Raw genomic sequence first — 21,301 nt, forward strand, 5'->3', positions numbered from 1 at the left:
AAAGGGAGAGCAAGATCTCGCGCGGTTCCGGATCTAGCTGTCGTTATTGTCGGCGGCGGAGGCAAGCCGGTCAAGCCAGGCCTGCGCCTGTTTTGGTTCGCCGACGGCCTGGGGGCCGACCGGCCCGCGTGACGCGAGGAATTGTTGGTGCAGTTCGAACGGTGGCATGAAGAGAATGTCCCGCGCCCTATCTATCTCTTGACCGATTTCCTTCAATTCATTGACTGTGGGCGCGATGGCTGCGCGGGTCCAGCGATCCCCATTGTGGTCAAAAAGGCCCCACTTGCCCGCGGTTGCTTTTCGCAACGCATCAAGCAGCATTGTCTTATAGTCCGCTTCGAGAGCGGAACGGCGGGAATCGAGGCGGTCAAGACGATCAGCTTTGGACATTGTCGGGCTTTACTACGCCCAAATCCCGTTGGCAATCGAGGCGGCAATGTGATTGCTCCGTCGGCCGCCGCTTTTTCAGATCACTGTCCGAAACCCACATCCCGCGCCCGCTTCACCGCCTCTTTCGCGGCAGCCAGCAAAGCGCCCGCTTTCGCCCGACACTCCGCAAGCTCATAGGCCGGATTACTATCGGCAACGATCCCCGCGCCGGCCTGCACGTGCAGCGTGCCATCCTTCACGATACCCGTTCGCAGGACGATACAGCTGTCCATGCTGCCGTCGGGGGAGAAATAGCCGACGCCGCCGGCATAGGCGCCGCGCGTTTCGGGTTCGAGTTCGGCGATGATCTGGCAGGCGCGGACTTTCGGGGCGCCGCTGACCGTGCCGGCGGGGAAGCCGGCGAACAGCGCGTCGAGCGCATCCTTGTCCGGGGCGAGTTCGCCAACGACGTTGGAGACGATATGCATGACGTGGCTGTAGAATTCGACGGTATAGCTGTCGGTGACCTCGACGCTGTTTGCGGTCGCCACCCGTCCGACATCGTTGCGGCCCAGATCGAGCAGCATCAGATGTTCGGCCCGTTCCTTGGGATCGGCGAGCAGGCTGTCCCGGTTGGCCTTGTCCTCGGCGGCATTCTTGCCGCGCGGGCGGGTGCCGGCGATCGGCCGGATGGTGACTTCGCCATCGCGCGCGCGGACCAGGATTTCCGGGCTCGAGCCGGTCAGGGCAAAGCCGGGCAGGTCGAGGAAGAACAGGAATGGTGAAGGATTGATCCGGCGGAGCGCACGGTAGAGTTCGATCGGCGGCAGGGTGAAGGGCGTGGTGAATCTCTGCGCCAGCACCACCTGGAAGATATCACCGGCCTCGATATAATCCTTGGCGCGCAGCACCATCTCGCCATATTTCTCGGCGGTGATTTGCGGCGTGAATTCTATTCCGTTCGGGCTGAGCCCGTCGAAGGCTGCCTTCTGAGTGTCCGACAATCGTCCTTCGACAAGCTCAGGACGAACGGGGGTTGAAAGGCCTCGCTCCACTTCATCCAGCCGCTCCATTGCCGAAGCGATCTTCGCTTCGTTATCGCTGTCGGTCTCCGGCCACACCGGTGCCACCAGAAACAGCTCGTCGGCCAGCCGGTCAAAGATCAGGATTACCGTTGGCCGGACGAACAGCATGTCGGGCAGGTCCAGCTCGGATTGCGGGGCGCGGGGAAGCTTCTCGACCAGGCCGATGGTTTCATAGCCGAAATAGCCGACCAGACAGGCGAGGGCGCGGGGCAGTTCTTCCGGCACATCCATCTGGCAGGCCTTGACCAGATTGCGCAGGGCGGAGAGGCTGTCGCCGCTTTCCGGGGCAAAGGCGGTGCGGTCCGTCAGCCAGGTCCGGTTGATCGCGGCCTGCTCGCCATCGGCGCGGAACACCAGATCGGGCGCAAGGCCGATCAGGCTGTGCCGTCCGCGGGTTTCGCCGCCTTCGACCGATTCGAGCAGATAGTCGCCGCGGCCTTCTTCCATCAGTTTCAGGGCAGCGGACACCGGTGTTTCGGTATCGGCAACCTGTCGCCGCCAGATTAGCGCGGGTTTGCCAGCGTCCAGGGATATGCGTGCCGCTTCGGATCCGAAACTGCCCGCCATGATGATATCAATTCCCGCCGAGAAGCTGGTTTTTCAGGGCGGTGAGCGAGTCATCGTTGCGTTCCACTCCGACATCCGCCTTCATCGCGTTAATGAACTGGGCGGTATATTCATTGCCGAATACCTGCTTGAACTGGGCCTTGGTGGCCTTGAGCAAATCTTCGCGCTTCGACGCATCGCCGCGATTAAGCTTGTCGAGAACGACCACGAACCAACCCTGATCGCGCGGCGCTGCCAGAGGTTTGGCAGTGCCCTGCGCCATGCTGAACATCAGGCTGAGCGGCGCAGGCACTTGCCCCTGCTGGCTCTGCCGGGCAAGATCGGCTCTTGTAGATTTTATCCGTTCAGGCCGCGGCAGTTTCACCCCGGCATCGGCCATCGCTTTGGACAGGGGTGTGCCACTGCTAACCGCTTTTGCAATTTTGTCCGCGACTGCCTTGGCTTTTTTGGAACCCTCGCTGAGCATATAGTCGCGATTTACCAGCTGCTCAATCTGCGCCAGCGGCGGGGGAGCGGCTTCGGCAATATCGGTCACATCGATAGCGGCATATTGCTGACCAGGAATGATTTCGACGATCTGGGGATCGGAATCTGCCTCAACTGCGAAGGCTACCGGCAATATACGCTGCATTTCGGGGATTGGCCGGTAATTTTGATCATCGGGGTTTTGACCATTGGCGAGGAGGGCAGGGGTGGATTCAATCTTTAGCTCTTCTGCCTTGGCAATATCGCCGAGCGTTGCGCCGTCGGCAAATTCATCCTCCAGCCTCACCGTAAGTTCGGCCATTGCTTCCTCGATTTTTGCACGAGTCAGTTCGCTGACAATTTCGCTGCGCACCTGTTCCAGCGAGCGGGCAGGGATTTGCTTGATATCCTTGACCTTGACAATGTGCCAGCCAAGCGCGCTTTGTGCCGGACCGGCAACAGCACCGGACGGAACCGAAAATGCGGTATTGGCGACAGCCTGCGAGGCGTTGCTGGCAAAGTCGGTTTTGCTGATCGATCCAACTTCGGCAGCAGACAGGCCGACTGACTGAGCGGCTTGCTCGAGCGAGGTGCCGCCGTTGATCTTGTCGGCCAGCGCCTTGGCGGCGGCCTGGGTTGGCAGGATGACCTGATTGAGATTGCGGGTCTCGCTGGCCGAATAACGGGCTTTGTTCAGATTATAATAGCCCGCGATTTCCTTTTCACTGGGCTTGATCTTGTCGTTGAACCGGGATTTTTCGAACAATGCGTAACGGATCGTGCGGCGTTCGGGAATTGTGTAGCGGGATGCATTTTTGGCATAAAAGGCAGCGACCGCTGCTTTTGCAGGCTTGCTGTTTTCGATGAAGGCAACCGAAGGTACGGTTGCAATCTGACCTTCTCGCGATTCCAGCAGCAGGGAGGCATAGGGGACGACAAGTTTTTGCGGTACGGCTGCTCCAAAACCTGCTGCCGTCAACAGCTGGTCGGCGAGCAGATTGCGGGTAAAGTCATCACGCAACTGGGTTTCGTTTATCCCCTGCTGCTGCAAGGCCCGCCGAAAATTTTCCTCGCTGAACTGGCCATCCGCACCCTGAAAGGTCGGAATATTCGCTATCTCTCCGTCGACCAGACGCTTGCCCGCAGCCATACCATATTTGGTGCCGAAATCGGCAATGGCAAAGCTGTTGATCAGCCGTTCCAATACGTCGTCAAAGCCGCCGCCGTTGATAAAACTTTTTAGGTCCAGCGCCGTATTCTCACGCTGTTGCCCGCGGAAAGCATTGTTCACCGACTGGCTGAGCTCGGCAGTGGTCAGTTTGCTATCGCCAACCTTTGCAGCTGTTCCCGAACCGGTGACCCCGCCGAATGTGCCATTGCTGGATACGTCGGCGGTGGCGAAGGCAATGGCGATTAGACCAACGAAACAAAAGGTCAGGAAAAGACCGAGTTTCGAGGAAAAAATACGGCGAAAAAAACTGATCATGAAAGAGAGGTTCCATTACGGGAGTTGGATTTGCGCCTGCTTTAGGCGGCTATGCTTTCCGGTTCAAGCAAAAGACTGCGGAAGGAAATTGGCAAGGCCGGGGATATTTGTTAGCGGGCGAATATCACAATATTCGAAAAGGCAGAGGGCATCATGGCAAATCGCAAATATATCGTCGGCAACTGGAAAATGAACGGGTTGCGTGCGCAGCTGTCGGATATAGCCGCGATTGCAGCGATCGCAGGAAATCATGAGGGCGCAGATGTCGGTATCTGCCCGCCGGCAACGCTGATCGCAGCTGCTGTGCAAGCGAATCCCGGCTTTGCCATTGGTGCACAGGATTGTCATTTTGCCGAAAGCGGCGCGCATACGGGCTGTCTTTCGGCTGCCATGCTCAAAGAAGCAGGGGCAGGTTTCTCAATTCTCGGACACAGCGAACGCCGCGCCGATCAGCAGGAGAGCGATGCCGAGGTGAAGGCCAAGGCGGAAGCGGTCCACGCAGCCGGCATGGGGGCCATCATCTGTGTGGGGGAAACCGAAGAGGAGCGCGATGCCGGTGAAGCCATTGAAGTTGTCAAGGTGCAACTCGCGCGCTCCTTCCCCGCCGGAGCCAGCGCAGACTGGCTGACGATTGCTTATGAACCGGTATGGGCAATCGGTACCGGCCGGGTTCCCGAAGCCAGCGACGTCGCGGAAATGCACGCAGCGATCCGCAAGCAGCTTGGTGAATTGATGGGACAGGGAAGTGAGAGCGTCCGCATACTTTATGGCGGATCGATGAACGGAGGCAATGCAGCGGAATTGCTGGCGGTACCCAATGTTGACGGTGGGCTCGTCGGTGGTGCAAGTTTAACCGCAGCCAAATTCGGGCCGATTATCGAGGCTGCGGCTGCCAGCTAACCGTGTCGCATTTTGGGTAGATGGTGCGAAAACGGCGTTGGTATCATATCGTCATTAAAGGAATTTAATTTCCAGCATTTGACAGAATTTATCCAACAATACCCATTTCCAGGCTTTCCAGGCCCGAACTATGACGAACTTTGGCTGTTGGAGAGGCGTGTATCATCGCTTGAACTCGAGCGGGCCAATCGCTATGTGCGCTGCACAAACCAACAGATCACGTCCGGAAAATTCATGTTTCTATTTCTTACCGTCGTTCAAGCCATTGTCGCCGCCATGCTGGTCGGCGTTATATTGATGCAAAAATCCGAAGGCGGCGGACTGGGTGTCGGCGGCTCGCCGTCCGGTATGATGTCGGCGCGCGGTGCAGCCGACCTGCTGACCCGGACGACATCGGTCTTGGCAGTCCTGTTTGTCGTCCTGTCCATCACACTGGCGGTTTTGGCTGCTGCAGAAGGCAAGGTTGAATCCATCGACCAGAGCCTGCAGCGCGATACCAGTGCGCCAATTTCCGCGCCTGCTGACGATGTGCCCCTGATCGGTGACGATCCGCTGGCTGCCGCTGCGGCCGCCGCGGAAGAGGACAAGACGCCGGCTGCCCAGTCGCACGGCTCCATCCCGTTGGATCAATAAGCTGAATTCTGGTAAATATCCGGCTCTGGATTTTTAGCCATCAGCGGTAATTAATGATGCGTGGTGGGTGAACGACCACGCAGTCGATGGCCACGCCGTGAAACAAAATAATATTTATTTCGCTTTTCCGGATTCGCGGGATTGCCATATGCGGTGATAACGGCTTAAGCCTCTCCCCCCATGGCGCGATATATTTTCATTACCGGCGGCGTGGTTTCCTCCCTTGGCAAAGGCCTGATGGCGGCAAGTCTCGGTGCTCTTCTTCAGGCCCGCGGATTTTCCGTGCGGATTCGGAAACTCGACCCCTATCTGAACGTTGATCCGGGGACGATGTCACCTTATCAACATGGTGAAGTCTATGTGACCGACGACGGGGCAGAGACCGATCTGGACCTCGGCCATTATGAACGGTTTACCGGCGTTCCGTCGCTGCAGTCGGACAATGTGACGTCGGGCCGAATCTATCAGTCGATCATCACCAAGGAGCGGCGCGGCGATTATCTCGGTGCGACGGTGCAGGTCATTCCGCATGTGACCGATGCGATCCAGGCATTTGCCGAAGACAAGCTTGACGGCATTGATTTTGTGCTATGCGAGATTGGCGGAACGGTGGGCGATATCGAAAGCCTGCCATTCATCGAAGCGATTCGCCAATTGCGCAACAAGGTTGGCCGGGACAATGCGATTTCCGTGCACGTCACGCTGGTTCCCTATATTGCCGCTGCGGGTGAACTGAAAACCAAGCCGACACAGCATAGCGTCAGGGAACTGACCTCGCTGGGGATTCAGCCGGATATCCTGCTGTGCCGCTGCGAACACCCGCTGCCCGAAAGCGAGCGGGCCAAAATTGCCCAGTTCTGCAACGTCCGCAAGGAATCAGTCATCCCCGCGCTGGATGCGAGCAATATCTATAATGTGCCGTTGCAATATCATCAGGAAGGTCTCGACAGCGAAGTGTTGCGCGCCTTTGGCATTGACGATGCACCGGCCCCGGATTTGTCGCGTTGGTCTGACGTGATGGAACGGATCGAAAACCCGGAAGGCGAAGTGATCGTTGGCGTGGTTGGCAAATATGTCGGCTTGCAGGATGCCTATAAATCCCTTCAGGAGGCATTATTTCATGGCGGACTGGCGAACCGTGTAAAGGTGCAGGTGCGCTGGCTTGACGCCGAACTGTTCGAGGATGACGAGGACCTCGCTGCAAAATTGGAACCATTGCATGCGATATTGGTCCCCGGCGGCTTTGGCGAGCGGGGTAGCGAAGGCAAAATCGGATCCGTCAAATTTGCCCGCGAAAACGATATTCCTTTCTTCGGTATCTGTCTGGGCATGCAAATGGCGTGCATCGAGGCAGCCCGTAACTTGGCGGGAATTGCGTCAGCATCGACCACCGAATTTGGCCCAACGGAAGAACCGGTTGTTGGCTTGATCACCGAATGGATGACCGAAGAGGGACTGCAAAAACGCGAAGCCGGCGGCGATCTGGGCGGTACCATGCGACTCGGTGCCTATGATGCCATGTTGCAGCCGGGATCGAAGATAAGCGGAATCTATGGCAGTCAGGAAATCAGCGAGCGTCACCGCCACCGCTATGAAGTGAACAAGGGCTATGTCGAGCGGCTGGAAAAAACCGGATTGATCTTTTCGGGCATGTCTCCTGACGGCGAGCTTCCTGAAACGGTAGAAAGGCCGGACCACAGCTGGTTTATTGGTGTCCAGTTTCACCCCGAACTCAAAAGCAAACCTTTTGATCCGCATCCTTTGTTCGCGTCGTTCATTGCCGCAGCGTTGCAGCAGAGCCGTCTAGTTTAAGTGCGATAACCCCCAACTATTATGAGATTCTGGACAGTGTCGATTTTGTCCAATCTATTTTACAGGATGTGACTATTGTCACAAACATGTTGCAAAGGGGAGGGCGGAAAGAACGCCTCCGATTTGGACTGAAGGACAGGAAGAGTGAAAGCCGAGGAACTGGCAAATATTTTGGCAGAGCACAGCCTGTTTGCCGATTGTGACGAGGCTGAGCTAGCGGACCTGATATTGCGCGGTCATTTTGTGCAACATAAAAAGGGGGACGAATTGATCATGCAGGGAGATCCTGGCAACTCGCTGCTGATATTATTGTCAGGCAATGCGCGCACCAGCATGATTGCCAGCAATGGATATGAAATTGTTCTCGATTATGCGGAACCGGGACAGGTATTGGGTGAAATAGCTTTGTTGGATGGTGGAGCAAGGACCGCCAGCGTGACGGCAATCGAGCCAACATCGGCACTTTCAATCACCCGCGAGGCGTTTGAAGAGATTCTGTCCAAGCATAAGAACATGGCCTTGCGCCTGCTGAAAGTCATGGCCGGTCGAATCCGGATGGCCAATAGCATGATCGAAGGCGATCGTGCTTATACATCCGGGCCACGGCTGGCACGCTATCTGCTGCGGCTTTCGGTAGTCGGGGCAGATGAGGGACGATTGAAACTGGACTTGAGTCAAAGCGAACTCGGTAACTTTGCCGGCATGTCGCGCGAACATATTAATCGGCAGCTGTCCACTTGGTCTGAGAATCAGATTGTGGCAGTGGAAAGCGGAAAGGTCCGGATATTGGACCATGCCATGCTTTCCCACATTGCCGAAGCAGATTCTTGACGAAAATTTGCCTTTTGCGACCCGGGCTAATTATCGTCAAGAGTGACACCAAGCGGGTGTCAGGGGCAGTCGGATCCTCATCCGGCTGCCCCATTTTATAATTATACTGACAAAAAATAGGCAGCCAGATTGCTCTGGCTGCCAGGTTTTCTTCAGAAGAGACCGAGCTTATGCAGCCTTGTCTTCTTCCGTTTTCTTCTGTTTGTGATCGATTTTGGTGACATTGTCGCCACTGTTTATAGCGATGGTCTGTGGTCGCATTGCTTCGGGAATCTCACGGACCAAATCGATGGTCAGAAGTCCGTCAGCCAAAGCTGCGTTATCCACACGGACGAAGTCTGCAAGTTCGAACCGCCGTTCAAAGCTGCGGTTGGCAATACCCATATGCAGAAACTGTTTGCCTTCGTTCTCATCGGTATTTTTATTACCGGAAACGAGCAAAAGATTTTGCTGGGCGGTGATTTCAATTTCTTCGTTCTTGAACCCTGCGACGGCTAGCGTGATCCGGTAATGATCTTCTCCGCTGCGTTCAATATTGAACGGCGGGTAGTTCTCGGACTGTTGCGTACGGGCATTATTCTCAAGCAGGTCAAACAACCGGTCAAACCCGACGGTCGAGCGGCGATAGGGGGTAAAGTCTAAACGATTCATATCTATATCCTCTTACGATGAGCAATGTAAATTCTGGACCCGCTAATGCGGCGTCCGGTTCGTTATTGTGAAACCCGAACGGCGTTCCACAACCATCAAGATATTATCATTTTGCCAAAGTTCAAGACCCAGAAAAGGATGAACTACCAATCGTTTGGAAAGTTTGTTGGGCAAAAAAAAACGCCCGGATGCCAATGAGCACCCGGGCGAAAATGGTGACGAATTAATTCGCCCCCTGTTTTCCTGTCCTATTCAACGCCGCTTGTCCCCCAACATTTGGCGGAACCGGAAAGGATCCCTGAACCATGACCCGTTAATCGAGATATTTGATTCTGTCACTATCTCTGATCGACTGACATAAATTTGTCATGATAAATTTGGTCGTTTCGGAAGATTGATTGCCGCTTGTGTCATATCGGCAACAGCGAATTGGTAACCATGCCACTTGCTTGCTCTGACTGGCGCCCGTAAAGGCAGGAGGACCTGATCCAAGGAAGTCTTCGAAAGCCATGCTCCTATCCCGTTACGAATGGGTAATCGCAAAACGTTATTTGTTACCCGGCAAGGGGGAGGGATTTATTTTTCTCGTTGCCAGTATCAGTTTGGTCGCGGTTATGCTGGGCGTCGCCGCTCTGATTGTTGTGATGAGTGTCATGAACGGATTCAGGGCAGAGCTTTTTGACAAGATCGTTGGACTCAATGGACATGCCGTAATCCAGGGTTACGGTGGTCGTTTGCCGGGCTGGCGAGACTTGCTGGAGGAAACACGGCAAACGGAAGGTGTTGTTTCCGCTTCGCCGCTGATTGAGCAGCCGTTGCTCACAACATTCAATGGCCGAGTGGAAGCCGTTCTTGTGCGTGGCATGCTGGTTCCAGACATATTGAACAATGAAACGTTGGACGGCAAAACAGTCGCTGGCGATTTGGCTCGCCTTGAACCAGGATCGGGGCGCGTGGGCATTGGCAGTCGCTTGGCAACCACGCTGGGGGCTCAGGTTGGCAGCCAGATCACCGTGATCAATCCCCAGGGGCGCTCGACACCATTCGGCACGGTGCCACGCGAGATTGCCTATGAAGTGGCGGCAATTTTTGAAGTTGGTGTCTATGATTATGACAAGGCCTTTGTCATCATGCCTATGGAAGATGCGCAAACATTGCTCTTGCTCGGCGACCAGATCGGAATGATTGAAATAAAGACCAATGACGCTGACAATGTGGGAAAGATTGTCGCTCCCCTGATCCCGAAAGTCGCGGATCGCGGTGTCATTACCGACTGGCAGACGATGAATGCGTCCTTGTTTGAAACACTGCAGGTCGAACGTGTCGTGATGTTTGTAATTCTGTCGATCATCATTTTGGTTGCCGTGTTCAATATCTTGTCGTCGTTGATCATGCTTGTGCGCGCCAAAACAAGGGATATAGCAATCTTGCGTACAATGGGCGCTTCGCGATCCTCATTGTTGCGGATATTCGTCACCGTGGGAACCGCAATCGGCGCACTCGGCATCGCCGCAGGGATCGCCCTCGGCTTGATTGCAATCTTCTTCCGTCAGAATGTCATTAATTTTGTCCAGATAGTTACCGGGCAGAATCTGTGGGATCCTTCGATCCGTTTCCTGACCGAACTGCCGGCACGGACCGACCCGATGGAAGTGGTCGGCATCGCCGCGCTGGCGCTGTTGTTCAGTTTTCTGGCTACGCTCTATCCTGCCTATAAGGCAGCCAGTACCGATCCGGTCCAGGTCCTTCGCTATGAGTGATCGGGCCATCGATAAGACCGTAGAATTGCGCGATGTCCGACGTAGCTTCGTGCAGGGGGATGCCGTGATCGAGGTCCTGCGCGGCGTAAATCTGGACATCAGAGCCAATGAAATTGTCGCGCTTCTTGGCCCTTCCGGTTCAGGCAAATCCACGCTGTTGCAAGCAGTTGGCTTGCTGGAAGGCGGATTTGAAGGGTCGATCAAACTCAATGGGGAAGAAACCGCTCACTTGTCAGCCAGTGGTCACACGCGGATCAGGCGGGATATGCTCGGTTTTGTTTACCAGTTTCACCATTTGTTGCCCGATTTTTCCGCTTTGGAAAATGTGGTTATGCCTCAACTGATCGCGGGTACGAATGAAAGCGAGGCCGAGGCAAGAGCGGAAACATTGTTACGCAGCCTCGGGCTGGGTGAGCGGCTGAATCACAAACCGAGCAAATTATCCGGTGGCGAGCAGCAGCGCGTCGCCGTCGCCCGTGCGCTAGCCAATGCGCCGAAACTGGTGCTGGCGGATGAACCAACGGGCAATCTTGACGAAGCCACCGCCGATCTGGTGCTGGCCGAATTCATACGTTTGGTGCGACAGGAAGGCAGTGCGGCATTAATCGCGACACATAACGAACGTCTCGCAGCCAAGATGGACCGGATTGTTCGGCTTCATGAGGGAGTTTTAACCTAGGCTTTTCAACTCGAAACGAGAATGGCTTTGACTTTTCGGGTGCGACTCTCAATTTGATGGTCAAAATAGACCTAAAAGAATATAAAATATGGGGCGCATATGACAGTTACAGATTTTCAGGTAAAGCAAGCGGACGGTTCTGTTCAGGACTTGTCTGTCCACAAAGGCAAAGTTCTATTGGTTGTGAACACCGCTTCGAAATGCGGGTTTACACCGCAATATGAGGGGCTCGAAAAGCTCTACGAGGAGTATAAGGACAAGGGTCTGGAAATACTGGCTTTCCCTTGCAACCAATTCGGCAATCAGGAACCGGGTGATGCGGAAGAAATCAGGAATTTCTGTTCGCTCAACTATGATGTGAGCTTTCCGCTGATGGGCAAGATCGACGTCAACGGCAATAATGCCGATCCGCTATGGAAATATTTGAAGTCTGAAAAGTCAGGGCTTCTGGGTTCCCGGATCAAATGGAATTTTACCAAATTCCTGGTCGACAGGGACGGCAATGTCGTTGCCCGTTACGGCCCTGCCGTAAAGCCGGAGCAGTTGAAAAGCGAGATTGAAGCGCTTCTGTAAGGGATGTCAAATGGGGCGGCTTGTTGCTCCATTGGAAAGATGACGGCTCGTGCCGACAGGTCGGGAGATCACAGACAAAATGGTCCGGCTTTTACGAAGCGGCAAATATGCTGTGGACAAATAGTCGATAGATAGACGCTCGACCGTACTCCTCATATGCAAGACGATTTTGCTGCGCTAGTCTGATATCATGGCCCAGATTCCTTTTGTCCATCTTCGCACCTTTTCTGCTTATACGATCCTGGACGGTGCGATGGAGCCCGCGGCCATAGGCGTTGCTGCGAAGGAGCGCGGATTTCCGGCGGTTGCGCTATGCGACCGGATCGGCCTCTTCGCTTCCATGGCCTTTGACGACGGTTGTCGGGCCCAGGGTGTGCAACCCATTACCGGTTGTTTCCTGCGTGTCGCGCGCTCTGGCAGCGGGGATGCGGACAAACCTGTCCTGGACTGGGTCGCGCTCTACGCGCAGGACGCAGAGGGTTACGAAAATCTCTGCAAGCTGGTTTCCGCTTCCCATCTGGATCGGCCGAGCGAACTGGATGCCCATGTCACGATGGAAAAATTGGGGATGCACAGTGCCGGTCTGATTGCCCTGACAGGCGGCGGGGAGGGGGCTCTGGCGCGTCTGATCGCGGAAGAGCAGCAATCAGAAGCCGAGGCCTATCTGTCGTCGCTGCAACAATATTTTCCGGGGCGGCTTTATATCGAGTTGTCCCGACGCGAGGATCCGGTCGAAATGGCGGCGGAAGCCGGGCTGATTGCGCTGGCCATGGATCGGAATATTCCACTGGTGGCAACCAATCCGAGCTGCTTTTCCGAACCCGATTTTCACGAAGCCCATGACGCGATGAAATGTATCGCGCAATCCGCTTATGTCGAAAATAATGACCGCGAGAAGCCATCCAAACATCTCTGGATGAAAAGCGCGCTGGTGATGGAAGATCTGTTTTCAGATATCCCGGAAGCGTTGCAAAACACCCTGGTCATTGCACAGCGCTGTGCATTCTCCCCGCCCAAAAGAGATCCGATTCTGCCAAGCCTTGCTGGTGATATGGCGGGAGAAATCGAGCAATTGCGGCGCGATGCCGCCGCCGGACTCGAAAAGCGCCTGGCGGTGCTGGATATTTCAGACGAGAATGAGCGGAAAGCCTATTTCGATCGACTGGAATTCGAACTTGATGTGATCGTTAACATGGGATTTCCCGGTTATTTTTTGATTGTTGCCGACTTTATCAAATGGTCCAAGGACCACGATATTCCGGTCGGACCGGGACGTGGTTCGGGCGCTGGTTCGGTCGTCGCATGGGCGTTGACCATAACCGATCTTGATCCGATCAAGCTGGGGTTGCTGTTCGAACGGTTTCTCAATCCGGAACGTGTCTCGATGCCGGATTTCGACATCGATTTTTGTGAAACGCGGCGTGGCGAAGTCATTCGTTATGTGCAGGAAAAATATGGCGACCGGCAAGTCGCGCAGATCATCACGTTCGGAAAATTGAAGGCGCGGGCCGTGTTGCGCGACGTGGGCCGGGTGCTGCAAATGCCTTATGGGCAGGTTGATCGATTGACCAAACTGGTGCCCAATCACCCGACAGATCCCTGGGATCTGAAGCGCTCGCTCAATGGTATTTCTGAACTGGCGCAGGAATATAAGCAGGCTGATGTCAAACGCCTGTTCGATCTTGCAATGAAGCTCGAAGGCCTGCCTCGCCATAGCTCTACCCACGCCGCCGGCGTCGTGATTGGCGACCGACCGCTTGATCAGCTTGTGCCGCTCTATCGTGATCCGCGGTCGGACTTGCCCGTTACCCAGTTCGACATGAAATTTGTCGAAAAGGCCGGTTTGGTGAAATTCGACTTTTTAGGATTAAAAACGCTCTCGGTCCTGAAGAAAGCGGTCGAACTGCTGGCAGAGCGCGGTGTCACAGTCGATCTCGATACGCTTAGCTGGGAAGACGAAGATGTATTCGAGCTACTCCAGCGGGGTGATACGGTAGGCGTGTTCCAGTTGGAGTCCGAAGGTATGCGGCGGACACTTGCGGCTGTGAAGCCAACAAATTTTGGTGATATTATCGCGCTGGTGTCGCTCTATCGACCGGGGCCAATGGATAATATTCCACTATTTGGTGACCGCAAAAACGGTCGCGTCGACATTGCCTACCCGCATCCCTTGCTGCAGGATATATTGAAGGAAACCTACGGGATTTTTGTCTATCAGGAACAGGTGATGCAGGCCGCGCAAATCATCGCCGGCTATTCACTGGGCGAAGCAGATTTGCTGCGTCGGGCGATGGGTAAAAAAATCCAGGCAGAAATGGATGTCCAGCGCAACAGATTCGTTTCGGGTGCCGCGAAGAACGGCCTGAACAGCGATCAGGCCAATGAGCTGTTTGACTTGATCGATAAATTTGCCGGCTATGGCTTCAACAAAAGTCACGCTGCGGCTTATGCATTGCTTGCTTACCAAACTGCTTGGCTGAAAACCCATTATCCGCATGAATTTTATGCAGCATCAATGTGCTTTGATATGCATCAATCTGAAAAACTCAGTATTTTCGTCGATGATATGAAGCGCCTAGGCTATACTGTCCTACAACCCGCGATCAACAAAAGCCGACCGAATTTTTCTGTTGAAGAAACGGGAGAGGGCCTGTTCGCTGTCCGATACGCGCTGGCGGGTTTGAAAAATGTTGGTGAAAAGGCGATGCAAGCCGTTGTGGCCGAGCGTTCCGCGGACGGCCCTTTCTCGTCAATTGAGGATTTCGCGAATCGTATTGATCCACGGGGGCTGAACAAGCGTCAGATTGAAAGTCTTGCGTCGGCTGGCGCGTTTGACGAGCTGGAAGCCAATCGCGCGGCTGTCCATGACGGGGCGGACATGATCCTGTCGGTTGCCAACAGCGCGGCTGATGCAAGGGAAAGCGGGCAGGGTGGTCTTTTCGGTGAGGGCAGTGCAGGCGGTGAAATGCAGGCCATCCGGTTACCGGAGAACAGCAACTGGTCGCTAAGTGAAATCATGGTCCGTGAACGTGATGCTTTTGGCTTTTATTTTTCCGCGCATCCGGTTTCCCAGTTTCGCGCCGTGACCTCATCGCTTGGCGCGCTGACTTATGCGGCGCTATGCGGCGAGGGACCGATCGGCGAAGGGGTGCGCAAGCCAGCGGTGATGGCAGCGCTCATAGAAAAAGTGCGTTGGCGCGACAGCCGCCGGGGAAAAAGATTCGCACTGGCCGACCTGTCGGACAGCAGCGGGCAGTTTTCTGGTAGTTGCTTTGAAGAAGAACAGTGTAAAATTTTGGCCGAACTTGCAGATCAAGGGCGCTGTGCCCTACTCCATGTAGAACTGGACCAGCAGTCGGAAGATGAAAATCCGCGCGTAGCGATAAAGCGGGTTCAGCCGCTGGACAGGCTCGAGAAAACTACCAGGACCCGCATGCAACTGGAAGTGCATGATATAGCGGGATTGCATGAGCTGACCAATCTGGTGGCACCACTGGTTGGCGGTCAGAGTGAATTGGTTGCCATCATGGTAGGCCCCGAAGGCGAGCCGGTCAAAGTTTGCCTCGGACGGTCCTTTCGGCTTGATGCAGAAACAGTGGAAATGCTCGAACGGGTAGATGGTATCGCCAGCGTGCAATTGGGGCCGGCTCGACCGATGCGGGTGGCAAAACCCAAATTAAGACTTGTCAGCTAGTGCTAAACATACGAGGAACCGGCCAAATATAACTTGTCTGGAGAGATAATATGGCCGGTGCGATGCAAGCGAGCTCGCTCAAGATTACCAATTTGATTGATCATGCCGCGCGCGAGCATGGTACGCGCGAGATTGTGAGCTATTGGGCGGATGGAAATGTCACCCGCAGCAACTGGGCTGAGGTCGGGCTGGATTCCCGCAAATTTTCGCAGGCATTGCAGCGTCTGGGAATGAAAAAAGGCGACCGGATTGCCACGATTGCGATGAACCACGCGCATCATCTGATAAGCTGGTATGGCTCGGCAGGTATTGGGGCTATCCTCCATACGATCAATCCGCGGCTGTTCGAGGAACAGCTGGTCTATATCATTAACCATGCTGAAGATCGTGTCTTGCTGTTTGACAAAATGTTCACACCAATCGTCGAAATGCTCAAGCCTCAGCTGAAGACGGTCGAACATTTCATCCAGTTTGACGGTGAGAAAGGGGACTATCCGACCTTTCGCGAGCTTGTGGACGCGGAAGACGGGGATTTTGAATGGGTCGATGTCGAGGAAAATGACCCCTGCGGCCTTTGCTATACCAGCGGTACCACCGGTAATCCCAAAGGTGTGCTGTACGAACATCGCTCGAATGTCATTCACGCGATTACCGAGGTGCAACCCGATGTGATGGATTTGGCGACGCGTTCGGTCATGTTGCCAGTTGTGCCGATGTTCCATGCCAATGCTTGGGGGTTGCCATTTGCCTGTGCGGTGGTGGGAGCAAAAATGGTGTTCTCCGCGAGCAACGAAGCAGAGGTGTTGTGGAAATTGATCCGCGAGGAAGGGGTCACGCATAGCGCCGGAGTGCCGACGGTCTGGCTATCCATGTTTGCTGATATGGATGCCAATGGTGGTGACTATGGGAAACTGGGCGTGGTTGTAATCGGTGGTTCTGCTTGTCCCCGCTCGATGATCGAGCGGCTGATGAAGAATGGCATCCGTGTGGCCCATGCCTGGGGCATGACGGAGACATCTCCAATCGGCACTGCTGGTTCGCTTCCGGCCAATTGGGACGAACTTAGTTTTGACGAGCAGGTGGATGTGATCTGCAAACAGGGTCGCCCGCCTTTTGGCGTGGAACTGCGCGTGATTGACGAAGAAGGTAATGTTGCTCCTCGCGACGGAAAAACCAGTGGTACTCTGGAAATTCGGGGGCCGTGGATCATAAAGCGCTATTATCGGGCGGACGAGGATGCCGTCGAGGATGACGGCTGGTTTGATACAGGTGATGTTTCGGTGCTGCATCCCGATGGCACGATGCAGATAACCGACCGAGCCAAGGATGTGATCAAGTCGGGCGGCGAGTGGATCAGTTCAATCGAACTGGAAAATGCCGCTGTCGGTTGTCCCGGCGTAGCCGAAGCAGCTGCGGTAGGTGTATATCACCCGAAATGGGATGAGCGGCCGTTGCTGTTGATCGTCCGCAAACCCGACGCTGATGTTTCCGAAGCTGATGTGATTGCATATCTGGCTGACAAGGTCGCGAAATGGTGGCTTCCCGATGAAGTAAAATTTGTCGATGAACTGCCGCACACAGCGACCGGGAAAATCCTGAAACGCGCGCTGCGGGACGAATATAAGGAATATGAGCTCAGGAGTTTGGCTGACGCCTAAAAAAGCTCCAGCTGGCTGCCCGTTACAAGTGGACGCTGAAACAGGTCGACTCTGAGGTTGATTTTGGTCTTGTTCAAGCCGGCTTTGCGCGACGCGATGGCGATCCTAGTGCGGATGAGATCAGCCCATGGTCCCTGGCCGCGCATGCGGCTGTAGAAATCCGGATCATTGCGTTTGCCGCCGCGCATTTGCATGACAATGCTCATCACCTTTGATTTGCGGTCCGGATAATGTGTTTCGAGCCATTGTTCGAATAAGGGTGCGACTTCGTGCGGCAGGCGCATCGGTATGAAGGAAATGCTTTTCGCACCACAATCCGCTGCAGCGGAAACAATCGCTTCGATTTCATGATCGGTGATTCCCGGAACGACCGGTGCGACGTTGACGTGTACATATATGCCCAGATCACTCAGTTTTTGGACGGCGTCCAGTCGCAGTGCAGGGGACGGTGCGCGGGGCTCCAGCAAGCGGGCGGTCTTGCTATTGAGAGTGGTGATGGAAATTGCAACCGCAGTGAGCTGCCGAGCTGTTAGCTGCACCAGCAAATCACTATCTTCGACCACGCGATTGGATTTTGTGGTGATGGCGACCGGATGCAGCGTCTCGAGCATTACCTCCAAAATCTGACGTGTTATCCGGTAGTTTTTCTCGATCGGTTGATAGGGATCAGTGTTGGTACCGATGGCCAAGCTAGCTGGCTGATAGGTTGATTTTGCAAAGGTTTGACGGAGTAGATCCGCCGCATTTGGTTTGGCAAATAATTTGGTTTCGAAATCGAGTCCGGGGGACAGGTCATGATAAGCGTGGGTGGGACGTGCAAAACAATAAACGCAGCCATGTTCGCAACCACGATAAGCATTTATCGAGCGGTCGAATGGCAAATCGGGCGAGCCATTATAATTGATGATTGATTTCGGGAATTCGATCGTAACGTCGGTTTTCAGTTTGGTGGGGCGATCACCGATCTGGTCTCGTTCGTCAAGCCAGTCCCCGTCCAGCTCGCGGCCTTGAAGATTAAAGCGCTGTGGGACCGCGTTCGACGGAGCACCTCTGCCCTTTTGTGACAATGGATAAGATCTGTTTTTGTAGCTCATTTGCTCTATATACAATGAGAACAAATAAAGAACAAATAGATAGATTCTCTATTTTTCCAGCAATCGGGGGATCAGCTCGACAAAATTACAGGGGCGATGGCGGCTATCTAGTTGAGTATCCAAAATACCATCCCAGCCATCTTTCACTGCGCCGTTGGAGCCGGGGAGCGCGAATATGTAGGTTCCACGCGCCACGACTGCACAAGCCCGAGATTGAACCGTGGACGTGCCGATTTTTTCGATACTCAGATAGCGGAAAAGTTCACCGAACCCCGGAATGCCCTTGTCCTTGACCGCATCCAGCGCCTCCGGCGTAATATCCCGGCCCGTCAAGCCGGTACCGCCTGTGGTGATGACAACATCAACTTGTTCGTCATCAATCCATTGGTGGAGTTGGGCCACAAGAACAGACTTATCATCACGTAGCAGATTTCGGTAAAGAAGCGTGTGGCCCTTTTTGATGATCCGGTCCGCTAGAATGTCGCCGGATGTGTCCTCTTTGTGAGTCCGCGTATCGGAGACCGTCAACAGGGCGATATTAATCGGCTTGAATGTCCGGCTTTCATCGATCGACACTGCTAATCTCCGCTTTGGTTCGACGACAGGAATAGCTCAGTTTGCAGCGCTTTTCCATGTCATAAAGAATAGGGGTTTTCGTACCTTAACTATCCGTCTAATCGATAGTTTCATGGCGAACGTCCCGGATCTTACTGCTGTCATTTTGGGCCTTATTCTTGCCATCTGGTTGGGAGTTGCCGCTTGGGCAATCTGGACTGGCATGGCAATGAAAAATAAGGCGGATGCTACCCTGCGCCAATCGGGGCGGCTTGGGCGGTTGCTTGAAACATCACCTGCTTTGCCATTGCTTGTGCGATCTGATGGCAAGCTGGAAGCTTCCCAGCGGTTGATGCACTGGCTCGGCTTTGATCATTTACCGGCCCATATTTCGGAATTGCACGAGCCCTCGCGGGGAATAAGCAGGCAAGATCTTGAAGCACTGATGCAGGACGTCAATCTGGCTCAGAAAACCGGTAGCGATTTCGTGCGTGCGATCAAGGTCGTTGGCTCGGACAAGGCGCTGTTGATCCGTGGTGGACTGGCTGATCATAAAATTGCGCCGAACGGCAGTGCGCTTTTGTGGGTTTTTGACGCGACCGACAGTGAGGGGCAAATCGAAAAGCTGCGCGACGAAAACGAAGCCGCGCGCGCCGCTTTTGATGCGCTTTCTGCATTGATCGAGGCGGCCCCCATTCCGATGTGGCATCGTTCACCAGACCTGCGTTTGACGCTGGTGAATAGTGCCTATGTTGCTGCCGTCGATGCCGCGAGTGGAGCTCAGGTCATTGCCAATGGCATTGAACTGGTGGAAACGATCGACGGCTTTAGTCCGGTCGATGCTGCGGCATTGTCCAAGGAGAGAGGCGAACCGTCGGAACGGATTGTTGCGACGACGATCGGTGGTGAACGACGGATGACACAGGTGGTCGATGTGCCGCTCGGGAAGTCCGGTATCGCGGGCTATGCCATCGACATTGAGGAACTGGAAGATGCGCGCCGAGAGCAGCGCCGCTTTGGCGAATCGCAGCGCGAGATGCTTGACAATATCTCCGCGGGTGTTGTGCAGTTCGATGCAGACAAATCGCTGAGATTCTGCAACCTCCCTTTTCAACGTATTTTCTCGATGCGCCAGCAATGGATAGCGGAACGTCCAGAGTTTCCGCGTGTTCTGGATCGCATGCGCGAAATGAATCGCATTCCGGAAGTTCGGGACTTTCCGGAATGGCGGGAAGAGCGCACGGGCTGGTTTCAGTCGACCACCGCGAGAGAGGAGAACTGGCTTCTCGCCGATGGAACCCATTTGCGGGTGCTGGCCAATCCGACGCCGGATGGCGGGTTGTTGGTAATTTTTGAGGATCGAACCGAACAGGTGCAACTGGCGAGTGCTCGCGATACGTTGTTGCGTGTCAGGACCGCAACATTCGACAATCTGTTTGAATCGCTGGCGGTTTTTGCGGCGGATGGAAAATTGAATATCTGGAACCATCAATTTGCAAATAATTGGGGCCTGGAAGAAGAAGATCTCGGAAAGCACCCGCGGGTAGACGCGCTTATGCAGAAAATGGCGCAACAATTGAAACAGCCCGCTCGTATTTCCGAAGTACGCGATATGGTGCGTAGCGCAACCACCGAACGTGAGCAAAAAGGCGGCCGTATAAACTTTGCTGATGGCAGGCGTTTTGAATTTGCTGCCATCCCGTTGCCCGATGGCAATGCGCTTTTCACTATGCTGGATATTTCGGACAGTTATCGGATTGAGCAAGCGCTGCGCGAACGCAACGAAGCGTTGGTTGAAGCCGATTCGATCAAGGGCAGCTTCCTGTCCAATATGAGTTACGAATTCCGGACGCCGCTAACCTCGATCGGCGGTTTTGCTGAACTTCTGGAGCAGGGAATTGCCGGTCCGTTGACGGATCAGGGACATGAATATGTGCGCGCTATTCTGCAATCCGTCAAGCGGCTGGGTACCCAGATCGATAATGTTCTGGACCTGAGCCAGAGCGAAGCTGGTGCGCTCCCTATTGCCAAGGACAAGGTCAATTTGAACAGATTGATTGAGGATGTAGCCGCTCATTTCTCCGATGATGCCAAAGCAAAGGGCATTGGCGTGGAACTACAGCTGGAAGAAACACTTGGATCGGCAATGGCCGACAAGAAGCGGCTTAGTCAGGCAATTTCCCAAATTGTCGACAATGCGATCAAATATACAGGGGAAGGTGGACGGGTGCTCGTTCACGGGTCCGGAGATGTGAAACAGGCCGTGATACATATTTCTGACAATGGTCCCGGGATGACCGCTGGCCAGCAATCCAAGGCGTTTGACAGTTTCGCACGTTCACGCGATCAAAAAGCCAGTGAGAAATCAGGCGGCCTCGGGCTTCCTCTGGCACGACAGTTGATCCGGGCTCACGGTGGCGAATTGACGCTGACCTCTGAGCCGGGGCAGGGGACGCTCGTCACCTTGCATCTATCGAGGCAATGACAAG

16 protein-coding genes are annotated in these 21,301 nt (G+C 54.6%); 10 read left to right on the plus strand and 6 right to left on the minus strand.

Translation table 11 applies throughout. The features are described 5' to 3' along the window. Positions 1-33: 33 nt before the first annotated feature. The 3 genes from ACN0WX_RS06980 to ACN0WX_RS06990 all read right to left on the minus strand — a co-directional run bounded on the left by ACN0WX_RS06980 (position 34) and on the right by ACN0WX_RS06990 (position 3,972). The gene (locus tag ACN0WX_RS06980) at positions 34-390 is read right to left on the minus strand and encodes a hypothetical protein (RefSeq protein WP_417621574.1); all 357 of its coding nucleotides are present in this window, start codon (positions 388-390) and stop codon (positions 34-36) included. An 80-nt stretch (positions 391-470) separates the two neighbouring features. After that, positions 471-2,021, minus strand: a complete 1,551-nt coding sequence (trpE, locus tag ACN0WX_RS06985; RefSeq protein ID WP_417621575.1) for an anthranilate synthase component I — start codon at positions 2,019-2,021, stop codon at positions 471-473. Between the two features lie 7 nt (positions 2,022-2,028). Next, on the minus strand, positions 2,029-3,972 hold the full coding sequence (locus ACN0WX_RS06990) for a SurA N-terminal domain-containing protein (protein ID WP_417621576.1): 1,944 nt from the start codon (positions 3,970-3,972) through the stop codon (positions 2,029-2,031). A 153-nt stretch (positions 3,973-4,125) separates the two neighbouring features. Here ACN0WX_RS06990 and tpiA point away from each other — a divergent pair, with 153 nt between their 5' ends. The 4 genes from tpiA (at position 4,126) to ACN0WX_RS07010 (ending at position 8,148) form a co-directional block, all read left to right on the plus strand. Then, entirely contained in the window at positions 4,126-4,872 is a 747-nt protein-coding gene (gene tpiA, locus ACN0WX_RS06995) for a triose-phosphate isomerase (protein WP_417621577.1), read from the plus strand. A 234-nt stretch (positions 4,873-5,106) separates the two neighbouring features. Beyond that, complete coding sequence (secG, locus tag ACN0WX_RS07000) at positions 5,107-5,505, plus strand: preprotein translocase subunit SecG (protein ID WP_417621578.1); 399 nt, start codon at positions 5,107-5,109, stop codon at positions 5,503-5,505. 180 nt (positions 5,506-5,685) lie between these two features. Further along, positions 5,686-7,317 (plus strand): CTP synthase, encoded by a 1,632-nt coding sequence (locus tag ACN0WX_RS07005; RefSeq protein ID WP_417621579.1) that lies wholly within the window; start codon positions 5,686-5,688, stop codon positions 7,315-7,317. A 144-nt stretch (positions 7,318-7,461) separates the two neighbouring features. Beyond that, positions 7,462-8,148 (plus strand): Crp/Fnr family transcriptional regulator, encoded by a 687-nt coding sequence (locus tag ACN0WX_RS07010; protein WP_417621580.1) that lies wholly within the window; start codon positions 7,462-7,464, stop codon positions 8,146-8,148. 168 nt (positions 8,149-8,316) lie between these two features. Here ACN0WX_RS07010 and ACN0WX_RS07015 read toward each other — a convergent pair whose 3' ends face one another. Then, positions 8,317-8,799: an Hsp20 family protein gene (locus ACN0WX_RS07015; RefSeq protein WP_417621581.1), complete on the minus strand. Its 483-nt coding sequence runs from the start codon at positions 8,797-8,799 to the stop codon at positions 8,317-8,319. A gap of 509 nt (positions 8,800-9,308) precedes the next feature. Here ACN0WX_RS07015 and ACN0WX_RS07020 point away from each other — a divergent pair. The 5 genes from ACN0WX_RS07020 (at position 9,309) to ACN0WX_RS07040 (ending at position 17,163) form a co-directional block, all read left to right on the plus strand. Further along, positions 9,309-10,559 carry a lipoprotein-releasing ABC transporter permease subunit gene (locus tag ACN0WX_RS07020; RefSeq protein ID WP_417621582.1) on the plus strand — a complete coding sequence of 417 codons (1,251 nt, stop codon included), beginning with the start codon at positions 9,309-9,311 and terminating at the stop codon, positions 10,557-10,559. Then, positions 10,552-11,238, plus strand: a complete 687-nt coding sequence (locus ACN0WX_RS07025; RefSeq protein ID WP_417621583.1) for an ABC transporter ATP-binding protein — start codon at positions 10,552-10,554, stop codon at positions 11,236-11,238. The genes ACN0WX_RS07020 and ACN0WX_RS07025 overlap by 8 nt, the downstream gene beginning before the upstream one ends. Before the next feature lie 99 nt (positions 11,239-11,337). After that, positions 11,338-11,811 (plus strand): glutathione peroxidase, encoded by a 474-nt coding sequence (locus tag ACN0WX_RS07030; protein WP_417621584.1) that lies wholly within the window; start codon positions 11,338-11,340, stop codon positions 11,809-11,811. 190 nt (positions 11,812-12,001) lie between these two features. Continuing rightward, entirely contained in the window at positions 12,002-15,505 is a 3,504-nt protein-coding gene (gene dnaE / locus ACN0WX_RS07035; protein WP_417621585.1) for a DNA polymerase III subunit alpha, read from the plus strand. 50 nt (positions 15,506-15,555) lie between these two features. After that, positions 15,556-17,163, plus strand: a complete 1,608-nt coding sequence (locus tag ACN0WX_RS07040) for a long-chain fatty acid--CoA ligase (protein ID WP_417621586.1) — start codon at positions 15,556-15,558, stop codon at positions 17,161-17,163. Here ACN0WX_RS07040 and ACN0WX_RS07045 read toward each other — a convergent pair. Next, positions 17,160-18,257 carry a PA0069 family radical SAM protein gene (locus tag ACN0WX_RS07045; RefSeq protein WP_417621587.1) on the minus strand — a complete coding sequence of 366 codons (1,098 nt, stop codon included), beginning with the start codon at positions 18,255-18,257 and terminating at the stop codon, positions 17,160-17,162. The genes ACN0WX_RS07040 and ACN0WX_RS07045 overlap by 4 nt on opposite strands. A 48-nt stretch (positions 18,258-18,305) precedes the next feature. Beyond that, the gene (gene moaB, locus ACN0WX_RS07050; RefSeq protein WP_417621588.1) at positions 18,306-18,833 is read right to left on the minus strand and encodes a molybdenum cofactor biosynthesis protein B; all 528 of its coding nucleotides are present in this window, start codon (positions 18,831-18,833) and stop codon (positions 18,306-18,308) included. A gap of 202 nt (positions 18,834-19,035) precedes the next feature. On the opposite strand from moaB, the gene ACN0WX_RS07055 reads away from it, so the two are divergent. Further along, the gene (locus tag ACN0WX_RS07055; protein ID WP_417621589.1) at positions 19,036-21,297 is read left to right on the plus strand and encodes an ATP-binding protein; all 2,262 of its coding nucleotides are present in this window, start codon (positions 19,036-19,038) and stop codon (positions 21,295-21,297) included. The last annotated feature ends 4 nt before the right edge of the window (positions 21,298-21,301 follow it).

The organism is Parasphingorhabdus sp. (assembly GCF_048269915.1).
In the GTDB taxonomy this organism is placed as follows: domain Bacteria; phylum Pseudomonadota; class Alphaproteobacteria; order Sphingomonadales; family Sphingomonadaceae; genus Parasphingorhabdus.

Excerpts from the sequence above, each read along its gene's own strand:
- ACN0WX_RS07040 (WP_417621586.1), top strand. The coding sequence starts at position 15,556 with ATGGCCGGTGCGATGCAAGCGAGCTCGCTCAAGATTACCAATTTGATT.
- ACN0WX_RS07005 (WP_417621579.1), top strand. The coding sequence starts at position 5,686 with ATGGCGCGATATATTTTCATTACCGGCGGCGTGGTTTCCTCCCTTGGC.
- ACN0WX_RS07055 (WP_417621589.1), top strand. The coding sequence starts at position 19,036 with ATGGCAATGAAAAATAAGGCGGATGCTACCCTGCGCCAATCGGGGCGG.
- ACN0WX_RS07020 (WP_417621582.1), top strand. The coding sequence starts at position 9,309 with ATGCTCCTATCCCGTTACGAATGGGTAATCGCAAAACGTTATTTGTTA.
- ACN0WX_RS06990 (WP_417621576.1), bottom strand. The coding sequence starts at position 3,972 with ATGATCAGTTTTTTTCGCCGTATTTTTTCCTCGAAACTCGGTCTTTTC.
- dnaE (WP_417621585.1), top strand. The coding sequence starts at position 12,002 with ATGGCCCAGATTCCTTTTGTCCATCTTCGCACCTTTTCTGCTTATACG.
- secG (WP_417621578.1), top strand. The coding sequence starts at position 5,107 with ATGTTTCTATTTCTTACCGTCGTTCAAGCCATTGTCGCCGCCATGCTG.
- ACN0WX_RS07025 (WP_417621583.1), top strand. The coding sequence starts at position 10,552 with ATGAGTGATCGGGCCATCGATAAGACCGTAGAATTGCGCGATGTCCGA.
- ACN0WX_RS07030 (WP_417621584.1), top strand. The coding sequence starts at position 11,338 with ATGACAGTTACAGATTTTCAGGTAAAGCAAGCGGACGGTTCTGTTCAG.
- ACN0WX_RS06980 (WP_417621574.1), bottom strand. The coding sequence starts at position 390 with ATGTCCAAAGCTGATCGTCTTGACCGCCTCGATTCCCGCCGTTCCGCT.
- ACN0WX_RS07015 (WP_417621581.1), bottom strand. The coding sequence starts at position 8,799 with ATGAATCGTTTAGACTTTACCCCCTATCGCCGCTCGACCGTCGGGTTT.
- tpiA (WP_417621577.1), top strand. The coding sequence starts at position 4,126 with ATGGCAAATCGCAAATATATCGTCGGCAACTGGAAAATGAACGGGTTG.
- ACN0WX_RS07045 (WP_417621587.1), bottom strand. The coding sequence starts at position 18,257 with ATGAGCTACAAAAACAGATCTTATCCATTGTCACAAAAGGGCAGAGGT.
- trpE (WP_417621575.1), bottom strand. The coding sequence starts at position 2,021 with ATGGCGGGCAGTTTCGGATCCGAAGCGGCACGCATATCCCTGGACGCT.